19 protein-coding genes are annotated in these 16,729 nt (G+C 39.0%); 7 read left to right on the top strand and 12 right to left on the bottom strand.

Going from position 1 to position 16,729, the window contains the following annotated elements:
* Positions 1 to 27: 27 nt before the first annotated feature.
* Complete coding sequence (gene ltaE, locus I3259_RS01080; RefSeq protein WP_238028035.1) at positions 28 to 1,032, bottom strand: low-specificity L-threonine aldolase; 1,005 nt, start codon at positions 1,030 to 1,032, stop codon at positions 28 to 30.
* A gap of 248 nt (positions 1,033 to 1,280) precedes the next feature.
* Between ltaE and I3259_RS01075 the strand changes: the two genes are divergently transcribed.
* The gene (locus I3259_RS01075; protein WP_105062422.1) at positions 1,281 to 1,574 is read left to right on the top strand and encodes a hypothetical protein; all 294 of its coding nucleotides are present in this window, start codon (positions 1,281 to 1,283) and stop codon (positions 1,572 to 1,574) included.
* Positions 1,575 to 1,666: 92 nt separating this feature from the next.
* On the opposite strand, the gene I3259_RS01070 is transcribed toward I3259_RS01075, so the two are convergent.
* From I3259_RS01070 to I3259_RS01060, 3 genes are read right to left on the bottom strand one after another with little or no spacing between them, the layout of a single operon-like run.
* A complete protein-coding gene (locus tag I3259_RS01070; RefSeq protein WP_238027921.1) occupies positions 1,667 to 3,004 on the bottom strand; it encodes a HAMP domain-containing sensor histidine kinase in 1,338 nt (445 codons plus the stop codon).
* Positions 2,994 to 3,653, bottom strand: a complete 660-nt coding sequence (locus tag I3259_RS01065) for a response regulator transcription factor (RefSeq protein WP_238027920.1) — start codon at positions 3,651 to 3,653, stop codon at positions 2,994 to 2,996. The genes I3259_RS01070 and I3259_RS01065 overlap by 11 nt, the downstream gene beginning before the upstream one ends.
* The gene (locus tag I3259_RS01060; RefSeq protein WP_238027919.1) at positions 3,650 to 3,931 is read right to left on the bottom strand and encodes a hypothetical protein; all 282 of its coding nucleotides are present in this window, start codon (positions 3,929 to 3,931) and stop codon (positions 3,650 to 3,652) included. Before I3259_RS01060 ends, I3259_RS01065 begins: the two co-directional genes overlap by 4 nt.
* Before the next feature lie 313 nt (positions 3,932 to 4,244).
* On the opposite strand from I3259_RS01060, the gene I3259_RS01055 reads away from it, so the two are divergent.
* Complete coding sequence (locus I3259_RS01055) at positions 4,245 to 4,571, top strand: peptidylprolyl isomerase (RefSeq protein WP_105062419.1); 327 nt, start codon at positions 4,245 to 4,247, stop codon at positions 4,569 to 4,571.
* Between the two features lie 223 nt (positions 4,572 to 4,794).
* Positions 4,795 to 5,454, top strand: coding sequence for a tellurite resistance TerB family protein (locus tag I3259_RS01050; protein ID WP_238027918.1), 660 nt, complete (start codon positions 4,795 to 4,797; stop codon positions 5,452 to 5,454).
* 61 nt (positions 5,455 to 5,515) lie between these two features.
* Here I3259_RS01050 and I3259_RS01045 read toward each other — a convergent pair whose 3' ends face one another.
* The 3 genes from I3259_RS01045 to I3259_RS01035 all read right to left on the bottom strand — a co-directional run bounded on the left by I3259_RS01045 (position 5,516) and on the right by I3259_RS01035 (position 7,494).
* Positions 5,516 to 5,836 (bottom strand): hypothetical protein, encoded by a 321-nt coding sequence (locus I3259_RS01045; RefSeq protein ID WP_238027917.1) that lies wholly within the window; start codon positions 5,834 to 5,836, stop codon positions 5,516 to 5,518.
* 161 nt (positions 5,837 to 5,997) lie between these two features.
* Positions 5,998 to 6,276: a hypothetical protein gene (locus I3259_RS01040; protein ID WP_238027916.1), complete on the bottom strand. Its 279-nt coding sequence runs from the start codon at positions 6,274 to 6,276 to the stop codon at positions 5,998 to 6,000.
* Positions 6,277 to 6,429: 153 nt separating this feature from the next.
* Complete coding sequence (locus tag I3259_RS01035) at positions 6,430 to 7,494, bottom strand: hypothetical protein (protein ID WP_238027915.1); 1,065 nt, start codon at positions 7,492 to 7,494, stop codon at positions 6,430 to 6,432.
* A 394-nt stretch (positions 7,495 to 7,888) separates the two neighbouring features.
* Between I3259_RS01035 and I3259_RS01030 the strand changes: the two genes are divergently transcribed.
* Positions 7,889 to 8,167 (top strand): hypothetical protein, encoded by a 279-nt coding sequence (locus I3259_RS01030; RefSeq protein ID WP_238027914.1) that lies wholly within the window; start codon positions 7,889 to 7,891, stop codon positions 8,165 to 8,167.
* 3 nt (positions 8,168 to 8,170) lie between these two features.
* Here the strand turns inward: I3259_RS01030 and I3259_RS01025 are convergent, their stop codons facing one another.
* Genes I3259_RS01025 through I3259_RS01005 form a run of 5 tightly spaced genes read right to left on the bottom strand, consistent with a single transcriptional unit; the run spans position 8,171 to position 13,115 of the window.
* Positions 8,171 to 9,112 (bottom strand): hydroxymethylglutaryl-CoA lyase, encoded by a 942-nt coding sequence (locus tag I3259_RS01025; protein ID WP_238027913.1) that lies wholly within the window; start codon positions 9,110 to 9,112, stop codon positions 8,171 to 8,173.
* Positions 9,096 to 9,899 (bottom strand): enoyl-CoA hydratase-related protein, encoded by an 804-nt coding sequence (locus I3259_RS01020; protein WP_238027912.1) that lies wholly within the window; start codon positions 9,897 to 9,899, stop codon positions 9,096 to 9,098. Before I3259_RS01020 ends, I3259_RS01025 begins: the two co-directional genes overlap by 17 nt.
* 16 nt (positions 9,900 to 9,915) lie before the next feature.
* A complete protein-coding gene (locus tag I3259_RS01015; protein WP_238027911.1) occupies positions 9,916 to 11,523 on the bottom strand; it encodes a carboxyl transferase domain-containing protein in 1,608 nt (535 codons plus the stop codon).
* 13 nt (positions 11,524 to 11,536) lie between these two features.
* Positions 11,537 to 12,697 carry an isovaleryl-CoA dehydrogenase gene (locus I3259_RS01010; protein WP_238027910.1) on the bottom strand — a complete coding sequence of 387 codons (1,161 nt, stop codon included), beginning with the start codon at positions 12,695 to 12,697 and terminating at the stop codon, positions 11,537 to 11,539.
* A gap of 31 nt (positions 12,698 to 12,728) precedes the next feature.
* Positions 12,729 to 13,115: a MerR family DNA-binding transcriptional regulator gene (locus I3259_RS01005; protein ID WP_346015663.1), complete on the bottom strand. Its 387-nt coding sequence runs from the start codon at positions 13,113 to 13,115 to the stop codon at positions 12,729 to 12,731.
* Positions 13,116 to 13,315: 200 nt separating this feature from the next.
* On the opposite strand from I3259_RS01005, the gene I3259_RS01000 reads away from it, so the two are divergent.
* From I3259_RS01000 to I3259_RS00990, 3 genes are all read left to right on the top strand, one after another.
* The gene (locus tag I3259_RS01000; RefSeq protein ID WP_238027909.1) at positions 13,316 to 14,590 is read left to right on the top strand and encodes a thiolase family protein; all 1,275 of its coding nucleotides are present in this window, start codon (positions 13,316 to 13,318) and stop codon (positions 14,588 to 14,590) included.
* A gap of 36 nt (positions 14,591 to 14,626) precedes the next feature.
* Positions 14,627 to 15,826 (top strand): enoyl-CoA hydratase/isomerase family protein, encoded by a 1,200-nt coding sequence (locus tag I3259_RS00995; protein WP_238027908.1) that lies wholly within the window; start codon positions 14,627 to 14,629, stop codon positions 15,824 to 15,826.
* 103 nt (positions 15,827 to 15,929) lie between these two features.
* Positions 15,930 to 16,688, top strand: a complete 759-nt coding sequence (locus tag I3259_RS00990) for an SDR family oxidoreductase (RefSeq protein WP_238027907.1) — start codon at positions 15,930 to 15,932, stop codon at positions 16,686 to 16,688.
* Positions 16,689 to 16,729 lie beyond the last annotated feature (41 nt).

Raw genomic sequence — 16,729 nt, 5'->3', positions numbered from 1 at the left:
ACATTGTGTGGGAAGAGGCATAAATGATTAGAGAACTGCTTTTAAAGCTGCGATAAAAATATCAATATCGTCTTTTGTAATGTCTAAATGAGTGACAAATCGCAATGGGTTTCCTGTTGAGATCAAAATGTTTTGCGCTTTTAATGTTGTCGCTAATTGAGTTTGATCTATCTTGTTATCGACTTTTGCAAATAAGATATTGGTTTGTACGTGACTCATGTTTACATCAAAACCATTTACTGTATTTAATTGTTCAGCTAAGTATTTAGCATTGGAATGATCATCAACTAAACGGCTTGTATTTTCAGTCAGTGCAATTTTACCGGCAGCAGCAATGATTCCTGCTTGGCGCATGCCGCCACCGAGAACCTTACGCCATCGACGAGCACGCGCGATTAGTGCTTTATCACCAAGTAATAGTGACCCAATTGGCGCACCTAAACCTTTTGATAAACAAATGGTGAAAGAATCAAAGTATTTAACAATTTCAGTGATATCGACATTGAGTGCGGCGGCTGCGTTATAAACACGCGCACCATCAAGGTGAAGCTTTAAGTTATGTTGATCAACAAATTCACGTGCTTGTTGAAGGTAGCTTAGCGGTAATACTTTACCATTGATGGTGTTTTCGAGACTAAGAAGTGTTGTACGGGCAAAATGGGGATCATCAGGTTTAATTGCAGCTGCCAATTTTGCAAAGGGAAGTGTACCGTCAGGGGCATTGTCTATCGGTTGAGGTTGGATAGAACCTAACACAGCTGCACCACCGCCTTCAAATTTATAATTATGTGCTTGTTGACCACATAAATATTCATCTCCACGTTCACAGTGTGCCATTAATGCCAGTAAATTAGCTTGAGTACCTGAACTACAAAAAAGTGCAGCTTCAAATCCATGGCGTTCCGCTGCAAAATGTTCTAAATCATTAACGGTTGGATCATCACTATAAACATCGTCACCAACTAGTGCTTGGGACATAGCTTGACGCATTAAGGGGGAAGGGCGAGTTACTGTATCTGAACGAAAATCTATCATTTATTATCAGCTTCCTATTCTGTTTTATTTACTATATCACTGCGTCCTCTTTGCTTTCTATAGTCGTAGATTCTTGTTATTAAGCATATGATGACACTATGTTTAAAACGGATAATGTGACAATTATATTAATGTTGCATTCTTATAAAATATATTGGCTAAAGCATCTACACTTAAGAGGTCGGTTATTTATTGTGCAATTATTGAAGAGACTCTGAGTACGGCCACACTAGGAGGATGATGTGATGTTAGTGGAACAACGAGATTTTACCTTACTAGGTAAAAATCAGCGGCATGCTCATATTAGCGTAATCCCAACGGGTAAGTTACGCGTTAATATTCTTGAGGATAATGCAGAGCAAGAGGCTGAATTCTCACAATTATGGTTTAGTAAGACCGGAACAAAAACATTGCTAGTCTGCCGAGATGAATCGAAAATCAATTGGCAACTAGATCTTAGAAATCAAGACGCGAAAGAACTCGAACACCTTATTGAATCAGCGCAAGAAGATTATGAAATCTTAATGCGAGATTTATAACTATCATCAACCCTGGTGAATGGTTTGGTGGGTCAATTTGTGATTTTGCGATATGAGTGTGTTTAACCCTGCCAGTAACTAGCAGGGTTTTTTCAGTTTCTAGGGGTAGGTAAAATAAGGCTCGCTTTCAAACCGCCGCGCTGGCTTTTACTTAAAATTAAATCACCACGATAACTATGTGCTAGCTCATTGACTATGTTTAATCCAAGCCCTGTTCCTGGAGTACTTTCATCTAGTCGTACTCCACGGTTAAGTACTTGTTTGCATTTTTCTTCAGCAATACCAATACCGTCATCTTCAATAACAAGTGTAATTTGACCTGACTTGCCGGACTCTTGATAGACGCGAATCAAAGAGTTAGCCCATTTATAGCTATTTTCAATTAAGTTACCGATCATTTCATCAAGATCTCGACTTTCCACCGCTACCATCACATCACTTTCTAGTTCATTAACAAGAATGATATCGCGAGTAGCATAGACTTTATCCATAGCTAATGAAATGGCATCAACGCGGCTAGAAACAGCTGTTTTTGCGGCGAGAATATTTATGGCTCCAGCCATACGAGCACGGCCTAAATGGTAATCAATATGCTGCTGTAGTTGTTGTAGAGCTGGTTCTAGCTTGGCTTTTGTTGGCTCATCAAGTAAAGCAACTTCATTATTTAAAATAGCTATTGGGGTTTTTAATGCGTGAGATAAATTTCCTGAGTGATTACGTGCGCGTAACAATAACTCTTGATAGTGAAAAAGTAGGGCATTAAGATCATCAATAACAGGTTGGATTTCAACCGGATAAAGCCCTGTAAGCTCAGTAGAACGGCCTTCTCGAACTAGCTTTAAATTACGGCGTAATTTACGTAGCGGCCACAGTGACCAGCTAACTTGTAATGTAGTCAGCGTTAGAATACCAATAGCCATAATGGTCAAAATTAGCCATAAACCACGTGTTAGCTGTTGTAAGGTTTTGAGTAATCGATCTTGATTAATAGCAACTGAGAGTTCTACTGGATAATCACTATCAGGCAGTAAGAATTTACGCTTAACTACGATTAAAGACTGTTTGTTAGGACCTTCAAATCCATCTTCGTTATTCCCTGAAATGGTAGTATCCCATAACGAGCGTGAACGTAGATGCTGGTTATTGAGTTTGAGTGACCAATACAAACCGCTATAAGGGGAGTTAAATCTTGGGTTAGATAATCGACCATCAAGAAATACACGACCATGCGCATCAATATCGACGAGCGCTGTAATTTGATCAAGGTATAAATAAAGCTGAGTTTTTTCTTGGTCTATGAGGTAGCTTTTAATAAAGCTTGGCACAAGATAACCAGCCGTTAGTGTGATCGCTAATAGCCATATTGCAGCTGCGCTTAATAGGCGATTACGAATACTTGGCTGGCCTTTTTTACGCTTATTAATTCGCATTGATCCGATACCCAAGGCCGCGAACTGTTTTTATAACATCATTACCAATTTTCCGGCGGATACGACCAATGAATACTTCAATTGTGTTTGAATCGCGATCAAAATCTTGTTTATAGATGTGTTCAACTAATTCTGTACGCGAAATTACCTTGTCAGTATTATGCATAAGGTAAGATAATACTTTGAATTCAAGTGCAGTAAGATCAATAAGTTGACCTTCCCAAGTTACCTTGGATGTACGTGTATCAAGGCTTAAATTACCTGCTTGAATAACAGGAGAGGCATTACCTGTTGAACGGCGAAGTTGAGCTCTAACACGAGCGACTAATTCCACCATCTGAAAAGGTTTGGTTAGATAATCATCAGCGCCTGCATTTAAACCATCGACACGCTGTGTAAGTTCATTACGCGCACTTAAAATAACGACAGGAGAATTTACATTCTCTTCACGAATACCTTTTAAAACAGTAATACCATCGAGTTTTGGAAGACCCAAATCTAAAACAATAGCATCCCAAGGTTCTGATGTTGCACGGTAGAGAGCATCAATGCCATCACAAGAAAGCTCTGCGACCCAACCACTTTGTTCTAAACCGGCGATAATTTGTTCGCCTAATATTACTTCATCTTCTACAACAAGAATTTTCATTTTGGAGCCCTGATGACATTTTCTAAATGTCGTCCTTTTATTTTTAACATTTGTAAAGATTGAGCTTGATATTCAACTTTTATTATATTGTTTTCAGTATCAATAAGCTTTAATTCATAGATCCACTCACCATTATCTTCGTTGAGCTCCACTTTAATTATACGTGCTGATAACTGTTGAGAAACTTTATGTTGAAGGGCTGAATAAGGCTTTATTAATCCTTTTTCGACAGCTGTCATTACATCATCGTGATGCTCTTCATCGTGGGTCGTCGGCATTGCTAGCGCACCGAAAGTCAACGAACCAAGAAGCCCGACTATATATAAATATCTATGACGTATTTTCATATTTATAATTGTAACGTAACAACCATGAATGGAAAGTGAATGAGGAGATAATAATAGCTTTTAAAATAGCCATAAGTCGTTAAATTTTTAAGGTTTTATTCTAAAAGTATGATCCAGTTATGGTTGAAATAATATTGCATTAATAGCATGTTTATATTTTATTCAAATTTAGTGAATAGCTTGCTAGTTTAAGGTATTTATCGCAAAATTGCGCAATAAAAAGTAATGAAATAGGTAACCCACCATGGCTTCTAGCGCACACGCACTTCATATTTTAGTGAAACACAAAGAATTGGCTGATGATATTCTAGAACAGCTTAAAAAGGGTGCAAAATTTCAAGATCTTGCTAAGAAACACTCAACGTGCCCATCGGGTAAAAAAGGAGGAGATCTTGGTGAGTTCCGTAAAGGTGCAATGGTACCGCAGTTTGATAAAGCTGTCTTTTCTGGTAAAGCAATCAGTACCAGTGAAGCGTTAAAAAAGAAAAATAATAACTTACGTGGATTAATTCCAGAACCTGTAAAAACTAAATTTGGTTGGCATATTATTAAAGTTCTTTATACCGTTTAATGGATTATCGAACCAGCTGGATTTTATATTAACGCTCTTATTCTAGAGCGTTTTTTATGCTTTGTAGATACATAACAATCTTATTAATTATATCTATTGGTTGCTATTTGTGAATTATTCATGTGAATAAGGTAGTCAATTTACATTGATTTACGCTTTAAAGCTGTTTAATTAATCTTTTTTTCCATAGTATTAATATATCCCCTTGTTATGGAGAATGACGATGAAAGGTTTATTCGATCAGTTAATAAATCAAGCCAGTAATTATATGGAGAAGGGAAAAACCGTATCGAGTTCTAGCACCTCTGATTTATTAAAAGGAGCAACGGCTGGTGGGGTAGTTGGCGCATTATTAGGTAATAAAAAGAGTCGAAAATTAGCTAAGAAATATGGTGGTAAAGCTGCTTTAATTGGTGGCACTGCCGTGATTGGTACTGTTGCTTATCAGGCTTATAAAAAGTGGTCGCAAGAATCATCACATGCTTCTACTTCGTTAATGGACTCGCAGTCGACGATATCACAAAATACTCAATTGAGAACAAACCAAGACTTATTAGTTCAAGCAATGATTTTTGCAGCAAAAGCTGATGGTCATATTGATGAGCAAGAGAAAACAGCGATTGCACAATGGATGATTGAAAACGGGATCGCCCATGATATTGAAACAGTAATTGTACGATGGCTAAACGCTCCGTTAGATCCTCATGTTATTGCAGCGCAAGTTAGCGGTTTAGAGCAAGCATCTGAAGTTTATTTAGTTACATTATTGGCTATTGATGTTGATCATTTCTTAGAGCGTGCTTATCTCGGCGCATTAGCTAATGCATTAAAACTACCTGAAGGCTTAGTTCAGCGAATAGAAGAACAAGCAAATGTTATGTAGTGATTAATTTGATAACTCTAATATAAAGGGGCTAATTAAATATAGCCCCTGAATGCAAATATTATTTTGTTTGACCTGCTGGCATAGAGCTATTGATTCTTACAGGACCTAAACCAATAACACACTGTTTATAACCTTTTTCCCAGCCTTTTAAGTACGCTGCTTTGTTCACAGTGTCGTAGCTGTTTACGATGCTTTTTGATGGTAAAAACTGTGCTTCCATGGCATTTTTGCAGCCATCGTCATATCCTTTTTTTTCCGCTGGCGCCGTATCTTGTTTTACGACTTTTGTGATCACTTGTGGTTCAGGTTGCGGCATAGTTTGTGTTGCACAGCCTGAAATCAATAAAGTTAAGCCAATGAACGATAAATATTTATTCATAATATACTCAGTTAAATATCCACCTTGCTGAGAATTAAAAGGTAATGAGCAAGGTTTATAATTCTTTATAGGTATATTATAGCAATATCTTTAACCAAAGCGTAATCAGTATTATGGTGGCTGATATTGTGAATATTTTAAGCAATATGCGAAATACATTATTACTTAAGTGATATAACAATTTCTTTTGAAGAGCGAGTATCACTCCAATTTAATAATTGCGAATAGAAGTGTTTTAGTAGTATTAGATAAATACAAATGATACTGAAACTAGTTATAGCGTTAATACCTTGTTGAAAGTGGTTTGCACCAGAAAGAAGTAAGATAAAGCCAATTGTGACGCCAAGAAATGAGATCATTAGTAATAGCGGATAGCTTAGCTTAAAAAATTGATAGAAATGGAACAATACAGAGAAGATCACTTTCTTTAAATGAAACATAATGCACCCCCAAGCGTAAATATTGCCTGATTGTTAAATTATGTCAGTTGGTAATGATAGTGAAGTACGATAATAAGATTTTGTGTCATTGTTCATGGTTTGATAGTAACGATGAAGCAATATTTATGCTTCATCGTTATAGCCATACCATAATTAGTCTTGTGGTTCTGGCATGGTTGGTTTTGGAATGTAACGCCCTAAACGATCAATTTTTCTGTTTTTAGAAAAGAACATTTCTAGCTCAATCATGACACCAGGGTTGGCGTGATAATTATATTCTCGTGGAAATTCTAGCTGTGGACGTACACCTAAGTATAACCAGTGCTTGTAGATGCGTTTATTCCATGTAGCAGATACCCAGTAGTTTGTGACTTCTTTATTTTCTCCAGTATCAGCACTAATCCCTGTTGAGTATTCGAATAGATTTTTATCATCGTAGCGATGGAATAGTTCAAATTGTTGCAACAGTTCCCATTTATCGTCTTCTTTTAAGTACTGCGCACTCGTCGTAGTTTTGAATATTTTCGAGTGTTCAGGGTTGATTGCGTAATAGCCACTGAGTTTACTCAGATAACCTAATCCTTTTGAGTGGTAATAAAAGACTTGTTGTTCTAATTGAGTTGTCCAGTTTTCACTAATTGGATCAACACGTGTAACTCGCATTTTTGTGAAAGGATCAAGCGGAAGTTTTAACTTAATACCAATATCAAAGTCTGAATTCCAATTGCCAAAGTGGGCATCTTGTAGTCGGAAGGCTCCAACCGTATCGCCTGAAGTCGTTTTACTGCCAGTAGCAATACCACGTTGTTTACTTTCAAGGCTGTCGAAGTCACCAGGCTCTGAATCAATGATCAGTTTCCAGTCTTGTTTTACATGGGGCAGGTCAAGCTTAAAATAAACTTTGAATTCATTATCCAGTTTGCCGCGATAAGAGTAGGCTAAACGATTACGAATTCGTAAATAGCTACGATTGGTTAGTGCACTTTCGTCATCGTCTTTAGCGAGGCTTTCGTCGAGGTATTCGCCAATATCGTGAACAGTGTCTGTGAGTGATTTGTGCGAATTATCAACCCAATCCGCCATGCTTGATTGATTGTCAGGATCTGTACTCGTATCGCTAACGGGCTCAGCATGGCTGATACTTGGTATTATTGAGAATAAAAAAATGGGTAAACAAAGCTGTTTATAGCGTGTTTTAAATGAGAATATCGGTTTCAATTTGTTCAAATTTCCTTTCTGAATTCGGCACTATAGATCTAAAAAAACATCAGAATCCAGATGTTATTTTTACTGCAAATAGAGACACTTAAATTGTGATGATAGTGTGCTAATAAAAGTTGATTGTCTCAGTTGTTATATATTCATCACCGAATCATCATCTGAATGCTGTGTAATCACACTATACTGAAAATGACTTTTATGATTACGGCCTCATAGCTAGGATATTATTGATACACAGTATTTATCAATCGTTTTTGGATATTGTGGCTTATAGTCACAAAGTTTTTGTGACTTGTAGTTTAAATATTAATGGTTTGTTCTAGAACTTAATGACGGTTTTAGTTATTTCTGTTATTGCATGTTATGAAACTAAATGCACTCGAGGGAGTATATGGATAATTCAGAGATAGAAAGCATTAAGCGGGATATGTCAGTTAAAGTTCATGATATTTTTGATAACTTTGAAGAGCATAATAATCGATTACCTACGATGGAAGAGTTCCGGAGTATTTTTCATGATTGTGCTGATAATTATTTGGGCCCATTAGATAAACAGATTGTAGATGGCATCAATGCTAACTTAGAGCGTCAACGTATCCGTGAGCAACAGCTATGGGATGCTGTGAACGAGCTTGAATCTGAAGAACGAGTTCGTAGAGACGCTGAATAAGCTTTATGGGCGATGCGCCATAGCTAAAGCAACTTTAGACTGTGGTCGTATCCCCAATTGTTGGCAAAATGTTTGACTAATCAAGGTGAGTTTTTCTAAATCTATGCCGGTTTTGATGTTAAGCCCTTGGCATAAGTAAACAACATCTTCTGTTGCTACATTACCACTTGCTCCTGGTGCATATGGACAACCACCTAACCCCGCAATACTGCTATCTATTGTTGTTATCCCCATCTGTATTGCTTGATAAATATTCGCTAATGCTTGCCCATAACTATCATGGAAATGGACGGCGATGGCTTTTGATTGAATATGCTGATTTACACATTCCAACATGGTAGCAACTCGCAATGGTGTTCCTGTTCCTGTGGTGTCTCCCAATGACACTTGATAACAGCCCATCTCAATGAGAGTCTTTGCAATTTCTGCGACTTGTTGTGGTGGTGTCTTTCCTTCGTACGGGCAATCTGTCACACAGGATAAATACGCACGTACAGGTATCAAGTGTTGATGAGCTATCGCAATAACGGATTCAAAGCGTTTAAGGCTTTCATCAATACTGGCGTGTATATTGTTTTGTGTGAAGGTTTCAGAGCAAGAAGTAAAGATAGCGACTTCATTGGCATTAACGTTAATGGCCGCTTCTAGGCCTTGTAAATTAGGAGTGAGTGCTGAATAGAATATATTGGGATGACGTTGAATGTGCGAAAATACACTATCTGAATCAGCCATTGTTGGGATCATCTTTGGCGACACAAATGCACCTGATTCAATATGTGTTAATCCTGTCTGACTCAGTTCATTAATCAGCGCTATTTTAAGAGCAGTTGCTTTATCACCTAATGTTGAAAGATGAGGTTCGTTTTGTAATCCATCACGGGGACCAACTTCAAATATGGTAATAGCATCGGGTAGTGATAATTGAAGCTTATTCGTTAATGTCATTGGTTTTACTCCAACTTGCTGGGACTTTATCGAAAAAAGCTTGTATGCCTTCTTGTGCTTGTGGTGAGCATCTAACTCGGGCGATTAATTCACTGGTATATTGAATTAAACTCTGATCAATCATTGCGATTTCACATTGCCGACATAAGGTTTTAACTGTTGCAAGAGCCGCTGGGCTATTGGATAAGATTTGCTGAATTATTACCTGTTTTTCTTGTTGTACATCATCACAAATATGATGGATTAAACCAAGTTCGAGAGCTTGCTTTACCGTGATTAACTCGGCGGTTAACATAAAACGCTTTGCTTGGCGGATACCTATCGCACGGCAAACATACGGTGCAATTGTCGCAGGCACTAACCCTAACCTTACTTCACTTAAACAGAATTTAGCGTTGAGATTTGCAATAGCAATATCACAGCAGCAAATTAATCCTAATGCGCCGCCAAAAGCAGCACCTTGAACGACGGCGATGGTGGGAGCAGGAAAGTGGTTGAGTTGATTTAGAAGTTCAGCAAGTTGAGCTGCATCTTGTTGGTTATTTTGCTCTGTTTCTAAAGCCATGCTTTTCATCCAATGCAGATCTGCACCCGATGAAAAATGTTTTCCATTGGCTTCAAGTAGTAGACCGCGTATCTCTTGGTTTGTTTTTAGTTGATTAAGGGCGGTGAGTAGCTCACCGATGATTTCAGCATTAAAAGCATTCGATTTATCGACACGGTTTAAAGTAATGGTCGCGATGTTATTAGATGAAACCGAAACTAAGATATTTGGTTGTGTTTTCATAATACGACCTAAAGCGTTACATGCGGAAAATACCAAATCGGGTCTCTTTTATAGGTACGTGCTGAGTAATTGAAAGTGCCTGAGCTAATACATTACGGGTAGATTTAGGATCAATAATACCGTCATCCCACAGTCGTGCACTGGCGTAGTAGGGATGACCTTGTCTGCCATAGAGTTCTAAAATAGGCTGTTTTATTTGTTGTTCGTCTTGCTCCGTCCACGGTTTATTTTCTCGCTGTCGGATAGCTTGAGTGATTTGTGATAAGACTTCAGCGGCTTGCTCACCACCCATGACAGATATGCGTGCATTAGGCCACATCCATAACAGAGTTGGATCATAAGCTCTTCCACACATGCCATAATTTCCTGCGCCGTAAGAGCCTCCGATAATGACGGTAAATTTCGGCACATTTGCGCAGGCAACAGCCATCACCATTTTTGCGCCGTGTTTTGCGATACCTTCTGCTTCAACGCGTTTACCAACCATAAATCCGGTGATGTTTTGTAAAAACAACAGAGGGATTTTCCGCTTACAACATAGCTCAATAAAGTGAGCGCCTTTTTGTGCCGATTCTGAAAATAGAATGCCATTATTAGCAATAATACCAACAAGGTTCCCTTCAATAGCTCCAAAGCCACAAACAAGGGTATTGCCATACATGGCTTTAAATTCGTCAAATTCAGAGTCGTCGACTAGACGTGCGATGAGTTCTTTAATATCAAATGGAATACGGATATTAGTACCCACTATGCCGTAGATGTCATCCATGCTGTATTTAGGTGGAGAAACGGTGGAATCATGATGAGTGTTAGCACTTGGTATATTGCAACTAGCAATAGCATCACGAGCAAGCCTTAATGCATGTGTTTCATCATTGGCATAATAATCAGCAAGACCTGATTTCTTACAATGAACATCGGCACCGCCTAATTCTTGTGCCGTTACTTCTTCACCTGTTGCTGCTTTTACTAGAGGGGGGCCTGCTAAATAGATCGTTGCTTGATCTTTTACCATGATAGATACATCAGCCATAGCTGGAATGTATGCGCCACCTGCAGTACAGAGCCCCATAACAACGGCAATTTGAGGGATCCCTTTCGCTGACATTTTGGCTTGATTGAAAAAGATACGACCAAAATGATCTTTGTCGGCAAAGACTTCGGCTTGGTGTGGTAGGTTAGCACCGCCAGAATCAACAATATAAATACAGGGAAGATGACACTTTTCAGCGATTTCTTGGGCCCTAAGGTGTTTCTTTACCGTTAGTGGGAAATATGTTCCACCCTTAACAGAAGGATCATTGGCAATGATCATACATGCATGCTGGTGGATGTAGCCGATGCCAGCAATAATGCCAGCACAAGGTACGGCTTCGCTATAGACATTTAGTGCGGCAAAAGGTGCTATTTCTAACCATGTACTGTGTTTATCAAGTAACTGATGAATTCTTTGTCTTACTGGTTGTTTACCTTGTTCTTTTTGATGCGCTAAAGCCGTTTCTCCGCCACCTTGCTGGATTATTTCTAGATGGGTGTCTAAGTCGTCAACCAATAATTGCATCTCATGGTTATTGTTTTTGAACCATTGGCTGGTTGTATCTACTTTTGAGGTAAGTTGAGCCATGGCTTCTTACTCCTTAGCGAGCTGATTCTGAGAATAATTCACGTCCAATTAGCATGCGTCTTATCTCTGAAGTACCTGCACCAATTTCATAGAGTTTGGCATCTCGTAATAAACGTCCGGCAGGGTAATCATTGATATAGCCATTACCACCGAGTATTTGAATGGTTTCTAACGCCATTTTCGTGGCTAATTCAGCACTGAGCAAAATGACTCCTGCTGCATCTTTACGGGTGACTTCGCCGCGGTCACAGGCTTTTGCTACGGTGTAAACATAGCTGCGAGCTGCATTGAGTTGGGTATACATATCTGCAATTTTGGCTTGGATTAGCTCAAATTCACCAATCGCTTTGCCAAATTGTTTTCGTTCATGAATATAAGGGATCACGATATCCAAGCATGATTGCGCAATACCTAGCGGACCTGCGGCAAGTACTACGCGCTCGAAGTCTAATCCACTCATTAAGACTTTTGCGCCGTGGTCGACGTCACCCAGTACGTTTTGTTTCGGTACTTTGCAGTTAATAAAAACTAACTCGCAAGTATTTGAGCCACGCATACCTAATTTGTTGAGCTTTTGCGCAGTAGAAAAACCATTAAATTGTGATTCGATAATAAAGGCGGTAATTGCGTCAGTAGAAGTACGGGCATACACCACAAGCGTATTGGCTTCAGGACCATTAGTGATCCACATCTTATTACCGTTGAGTACAAAATGATCGCCGTGATCTTCTGCTTTTAACTGCATACTCATAACATCAGATCCAGCATTGACTTCACTCATTGCCAGCGCACCAATGTGTTCTCCTGTGATTAATGTAGGCAGGTATTGTTGTTTCTGAGCATCAGTGCCATTTCTAAAAATTTGATTCGCACATAAGTTGGAATGGGCACCGTAGCTTAATCCGATTGAGGCAGAAGCGCGGCTGATCTCTTCCATCACGATAACATGCTCTAAATAGCCCATCGCAGCCCCACCGTATTGTTCACCAATGGTGACGCCAAGTAAGCCCATTTGACCTAATGATTGCCAGAGATAATGGGGAAATTGATTATCTTGATCTATTTCGTTAGCGATATGGGCTATATGTTCAGCTGCATATAAGTTAACTTGTTCGCGCAGCATATTGGCAGTATCACCTAAATCAAAGTTGAGCGGTGCGTATTGACTATGCATGGTAAAGCCTCCTTTGCGGAAACAGTTGTGACTACTTATTTTTGTATAGATCTGATTTTATTAAAGCGTGCTTGCAGCGTTTTTTAGCGCGTTCAAGTTCAATCAGAGTGATATCAATATCAGCGCGTTGATGAGTTAGTTGTCGTTGTTTTTGTTCGATGATATCGATCATAGAAAGTAGCTGATCATGGCTTTTATTGTCATCGTATAAACTGAAGAGTTCCCCTATTTCTTGTAAAGAAAAGCCTAAACGCTTACCACGAAGTATTAAACCGAGCCGAATTTTATCTCGCCGTCCATAGACACGGTTTACGCCGTCTCGTTTAGGTGAAAGCAAGCCTATATCTTCATAAAAGCGAATGCTGCGTGGTGTTATTTTAAATTCGTTTGCAAGCTCGCTGATTTTGAAAGTCATCACATTGAGTCTCCTGCAATGTTAGATAGGTAAAACTTTTCACCTATCGGTTAAGCAGAGCAGTGATTTTGAGTAGTAAAATCCCAGCAAATCTTTCTTAACGTTTACGTAAATGTTAGTGCTATGCTTACAAAAGCGTCAAGAAATCCCCTAATATTCCTGCAAGGCAATGTTTTCTAAATTGACGTAAAGAGGTGATTGGTATGAGTAAGGATATTCTGATCGTTGCTGCTAAAAGAACGCCAATTGGGAGTTTTCAAGGTGATTTACGGCATTTTTCAGCATCTCAGCTAGGCAGTATTGTTATTGAAGCTGCATTACGAGATGTTAAACGTGCTCAGCCAACTGATACGACTCAAGAATATAATAGTGAGATGGAGTATGAGCACATTGCACAATTGATTGATGAAGTCTTTATGGGTTGTGTGTTAACGGCAGGGGTTGGGCAAGCACCTGCAAGGCAAGCAGCCCTAATGGCAAAAATTCCTGTATCGGTTTCCTGCACTACGATAAACAAGGTTTGTGGCTCTGGGTTAAAATCTATCTTATTGGCTTGCGATATGATTAAAGCTGGGGCGATTCGAACGGCTGTAGCAGGGGGCATGGAGAGCATGACCAATGCCCCTTATTTACTGACAGACAGCCGAAATGGTATGCGAATAGGCCATAAAGCAGTACTGGATCATTTATACCTAGATGGATTGCAAGATGCATTTGATGGGCATTTAATGGGCGTTTATGGCCAACAAACGGCGAGTAAGTATGATATTTCACGCGAAATCATGGATGAGTGGGCTATAAGGTCAATCAATAAAGCCCGCGAAGCGGATAATAGTCAGGCATTTCACGCTGAAATCGTCCCTATTACCGCTCAGAGTAAAAAAGCATTAGTGACGGTTGAAAAAGATCAGCACCCAAATCAAGTTAATCCTAAGAAAATACCAAACCTCCCACCTTTATTTTCGCAACACGGTGAACAAGGTACGATCACTGCGGCTTCATCAAGCGCTATTGGTGACGGTGCTGCAGCTTTAGTGTTAATGGAAGCTGAGCAAGTTCGACGACAAGGCTTATATCCACTGGCATCAATTAAAGGATATGCGAGTCATAGTCGTGATCCTGATGAGTTTACCATTGCACCTATTCATGCCATTAACCAATTATTAGATGATCTTAATTGGTCTACTGATGATGTTGATTTGTGGGAAATTAATGAAGCTTTTGCTGTGGTGACAATTGTTGCGATAGAGCAGTTAGGTATTGATGCTAAAAAGGTCAATGTTAACGGTGGGGCTTGTGCATTAGGCCATCCAATAGGAGCAACGGGAGCACGAGTTGTGGTGACATTGACTCATGCATTACGCCAAAAAGTACAAACCTTGAATGGTTCTACTGTGAAAACGATAAAAGGTGTTGCTGTAGTATGTGTGGGAGGAGGTGAAGCATTAGCAATTGCGATTGAAGTTAATGCTAAGTAAACCGTAAAAGAGTGGATCTAAGTTAAGGAGTAAGTGATGACAGGAATTGTTAATGTTTCCTATATCCGTTGTATTGATGGTCATAAGATCGGTGTATTAGAGCTGGATAATCCATCATCGCTTAATGCACTCACGTTAAACATGCATAAAACGATGTACCAGTATTTACAGCTTTGGCGTGAAGATGAAAGCATTGTTAGTGTGATCATTAAATCAGTGGGTGATCGCGCGTTTTGTGCGGGTGGGGATGTGCGTAGTATGTATTATGCAATGGAAAATGATCCTGCTTTAAATCATCAACAAAAACCACCAAAGATACCTTTAGATCAAATTGATAGTCACGTAGCTAAGCCATTTTTAACCGAATATTTCTCAGTTGAATATAGTTGTAATTTACTCATCCATCACTATAACAAGCCCGTTATTGCGTGGGGACATGGGTTTATCATGGGGGGAGGATTAGGATTATATATTGGATCAAGCCATCGCGTTGCTTTATCGAATACAGTATTAGCGATGCCAGAAATAACTATTGGTTTATACCCTGATGTTGGCGCGACATGGTTTTTAAATCAGCTTCCTGCCGGTATTGGCTTGTTTTTGGGCTTAACAGGCGCACATGTCAACGTCTGTGATGCTCGTGATTTAGCAATGGTTGATCATATTGTTCCAAATAGTGCTTATGATAATGTTGTCAATAAACTAAAGCATTACCCGTGGTCAATAGTATTGGCTGATATACAAAGCCAGTCATCGGTATCAGAAGCAGTCTCGACCATATTAAAAAATTGTGTTGTAGAAGATCGCACCGTATTACCAGCAAACCAATTGATGCCATACTTTGCACAAATTCAGGCGGCTTGTTTTGCTCAATCATTACCCACTATTTACGACCAAATTAATGCTATTGATGGTTTGGGGCTCTGGATTGAGACTGCAAAAAAAGTAATGAATGCAGGTAGTCCTATTACGGCGCACATTTGTTTTAAACAAATACAAGATTATAAAGATGCATCTTTACTAGACTGTATAAAAATGGAATTGGGTCTTTCGGTTAATTGTGGCTTGTTAGGTGAGTTTAAAGAGGGGGTCCGTGCGCATTTAATTGATAAAGATTATACACCTCAATGGATATATACATCAGTAAGCGATGTAGACGAAAACATAATTGAGCAATTATTTACATCTATCTGGTCTGAGCATAAAAATCCACTTAATCAGGTGAATATTAGCTAACTATTTATAATAACTTAGTTTTTATCAATAGAATTATAGTGATGGTAAAACATACGTTAAAGTAGCAAAGTTAAAAATTTTTGTTTTAATTCAGGAGCAATAAATGAATATTGAGAATAGCGTTGTTGTCATTACCGGTGCTAGTCAAGGTCTAGGCCAGATGATGGCTGTAACTCTAGCTCAAATGGGCGCTGAATTGGCTTTAATTGATATCAACTCAGCTGGGTTACGTCAAACACAAGATCAGTGTCATATGCTAAATAGTAAAGCAATGATTTATGAAGCTGACGTAACAAGCGAAGATGAGGTTGTTCAGGCATTTGCACACATTGTTGAAGATTTCGGCCATATTAATGTTCTAATTAATAACGCAGGAATTCTTGATGATGGCTTACTGGTAAGTGAGACTAATGGCATATTAACAAAAATGCCTTTAGAACAATTTCAAACGGTGATGGATGTTAATGTTACGGGTTCATTTTTGTGTGGACGAGAAGCCGCGGAAAAGATGATCAAAACAGAATCTCAAGGCGTTATTATTAATATTTCAAGCGTTGCGAGAGCTGGAACATTGGGCCAAACTAACTATGCAGCATCAAAAGCTGCTGTTGCTACTATGGCTGTGGGGTGGGCGAAAGAATTGGCAAAATACGGTATTCGTGTTGCTGCAATTGCTCCTGGTTTGATTAATACTCCGTTAGCAGACCAATTGAAGCCTGAAGTGGTTGAAAAAATGAAGGCATCAGCGCCATTAGAGCGTGTTGGTGATCCTGAAGAAATTGCTCACACAGTGAAGTATATTATTGAGAATGACTACTTCACTGGGCGTATTCTTGAAATTGATGGTGGGATGCGTTTATAACGTTAATTAGCCATAAAACATTGCATATAGTGCCATACCTC

The organism is Photobacterium sp. Ph5, assembly GCF_022129445.1.
GTDB lineage: Bacteria > Pseudomonadota > Gammaproteobacteria > Enterobacterales > Vibrionaceae > Photobacterium.
This window is presented reverse-complemented; position numbering and strand designations above follow the sequence as displayed.

What these genes read in the sequence shown, in the direction of transcription:
- I3259_RS01040 (WP_238027916.1), bottom strand. Translation starts at nt 6,276, where the DNA reads ATGTTTCATTTAAAGAAAGTGATCTTCTCTGTATTGTTCCATTTCTAT.
- I3259_RS01000 (WP_238027909.1), top strand. Translation starts at nt 13,316, where the DNA reads ATGAGTAAGGATATTCTGATCGTTGCTGCTAAAAGAACGCCAATTGGG.
- I3259_RS01060 (WP_238027919.1), bottom strand. Translation starts at nt 3,931, where the DNA reads ATGCCGACGACCCACGATGAAGAGCATCACGATGATGTAATGACAGCT.
- I3259_RS01045 (WP_238027917.1), bottom strand. Translation starts at nt 5,836, where the DNA reads ATGAATAAATATTTATCGTTCATTGGCTTAACTTTATTGATTTCAGGC.
- I3259_RS01030 (WP_238027914.1), top strand. Translation starts at nt 7,889, where the DNA reads ATGGATAATTCAGAGATAGAAAGCATTAAGCGGGATATGTCAGTTAAA.
- I3259_RS01070 (WP_238027921.1), bottom strand. Translation starts at nt 3,004, where the DNA reads ATGCGAATTAATAAGCGTAAAAAAGGCCAGCCAAGTATTCGTAATCGC.
- I3259_RS00990 (WP_238027907.1), top strand. Translation starts at nt 15,930, where the DNA reads ATGAATATTGAGAATAGCGTTGTTGTCATTACCGGTGCTAGTCAAGGT.
- I3259_RS01020 (WP_238027912.1), bottom strand. Translation starts at nt 9,899, where the DNA reads ATGAAAACACAACCAAATATCTTAGTTTCGGTTTCATCTAATAACATC.
- I3259_RS01075 (WP_105062422.1), top strand. Translation starts at nt 1,281, where the DNA reads ATGTTAGTGGAACAACGAGATTTTACCTTACTAGGTAAAAATCAGCGG.
- I3259_RS01010 (WP_238027910.1), bottom strand. Translation starts at nt 12,697, where the DNA reads ATGCATAGTCAATACGCACCGCTCAACTTTGATTTAGGTGATACTGCC.
- I3259_RS01065 (WP_238027920.1), bottom strand. Translation starts at nt 3,653, where the DNA reads ATGAAAATTCTTGTTGTAGAAGATGAAGTAATATTAGGCGAACAAATT.
- I3259_RS01055 (WP_105062419.1), top strand. Translation starts at nt 4,245, where the DNA reads ATGGCTTCTAGCGCACACGCACTTCATATTTTAGTGAAACACAAAGAA.
- I3259_RS01050 (WP_238027918.1), top strand. Translation starts at nt 4,795, where the DNA reads ATGAAAGGTTTATTCGATCAGTTAATAAATCAAGCCAGTAATTATATG.
- I3259_RS01015 (WP_238027911.1), bottom strand. Translation starts at nt 11,523, where the DNA reads ATGGCTCAACTTACCTCAAAAGTAGATACAACCAGCCAATGGTTCAAA.
- I3259_RS00995 (WP_238027908.1), top strand. Translation starts at nt 14,627, where the DNA reads ATGACAGGAATTGTTAATGTTTCCTATATCCGTTGTATTGATGGTCAT.
- I3259_RS01025 (WP_238027913.1), bottom strand. Translation starts at nt 9,112, where the DNA reads ATGACATTAACGAATAAGCTTCAATTATCACTACCCGATGCTATTACC.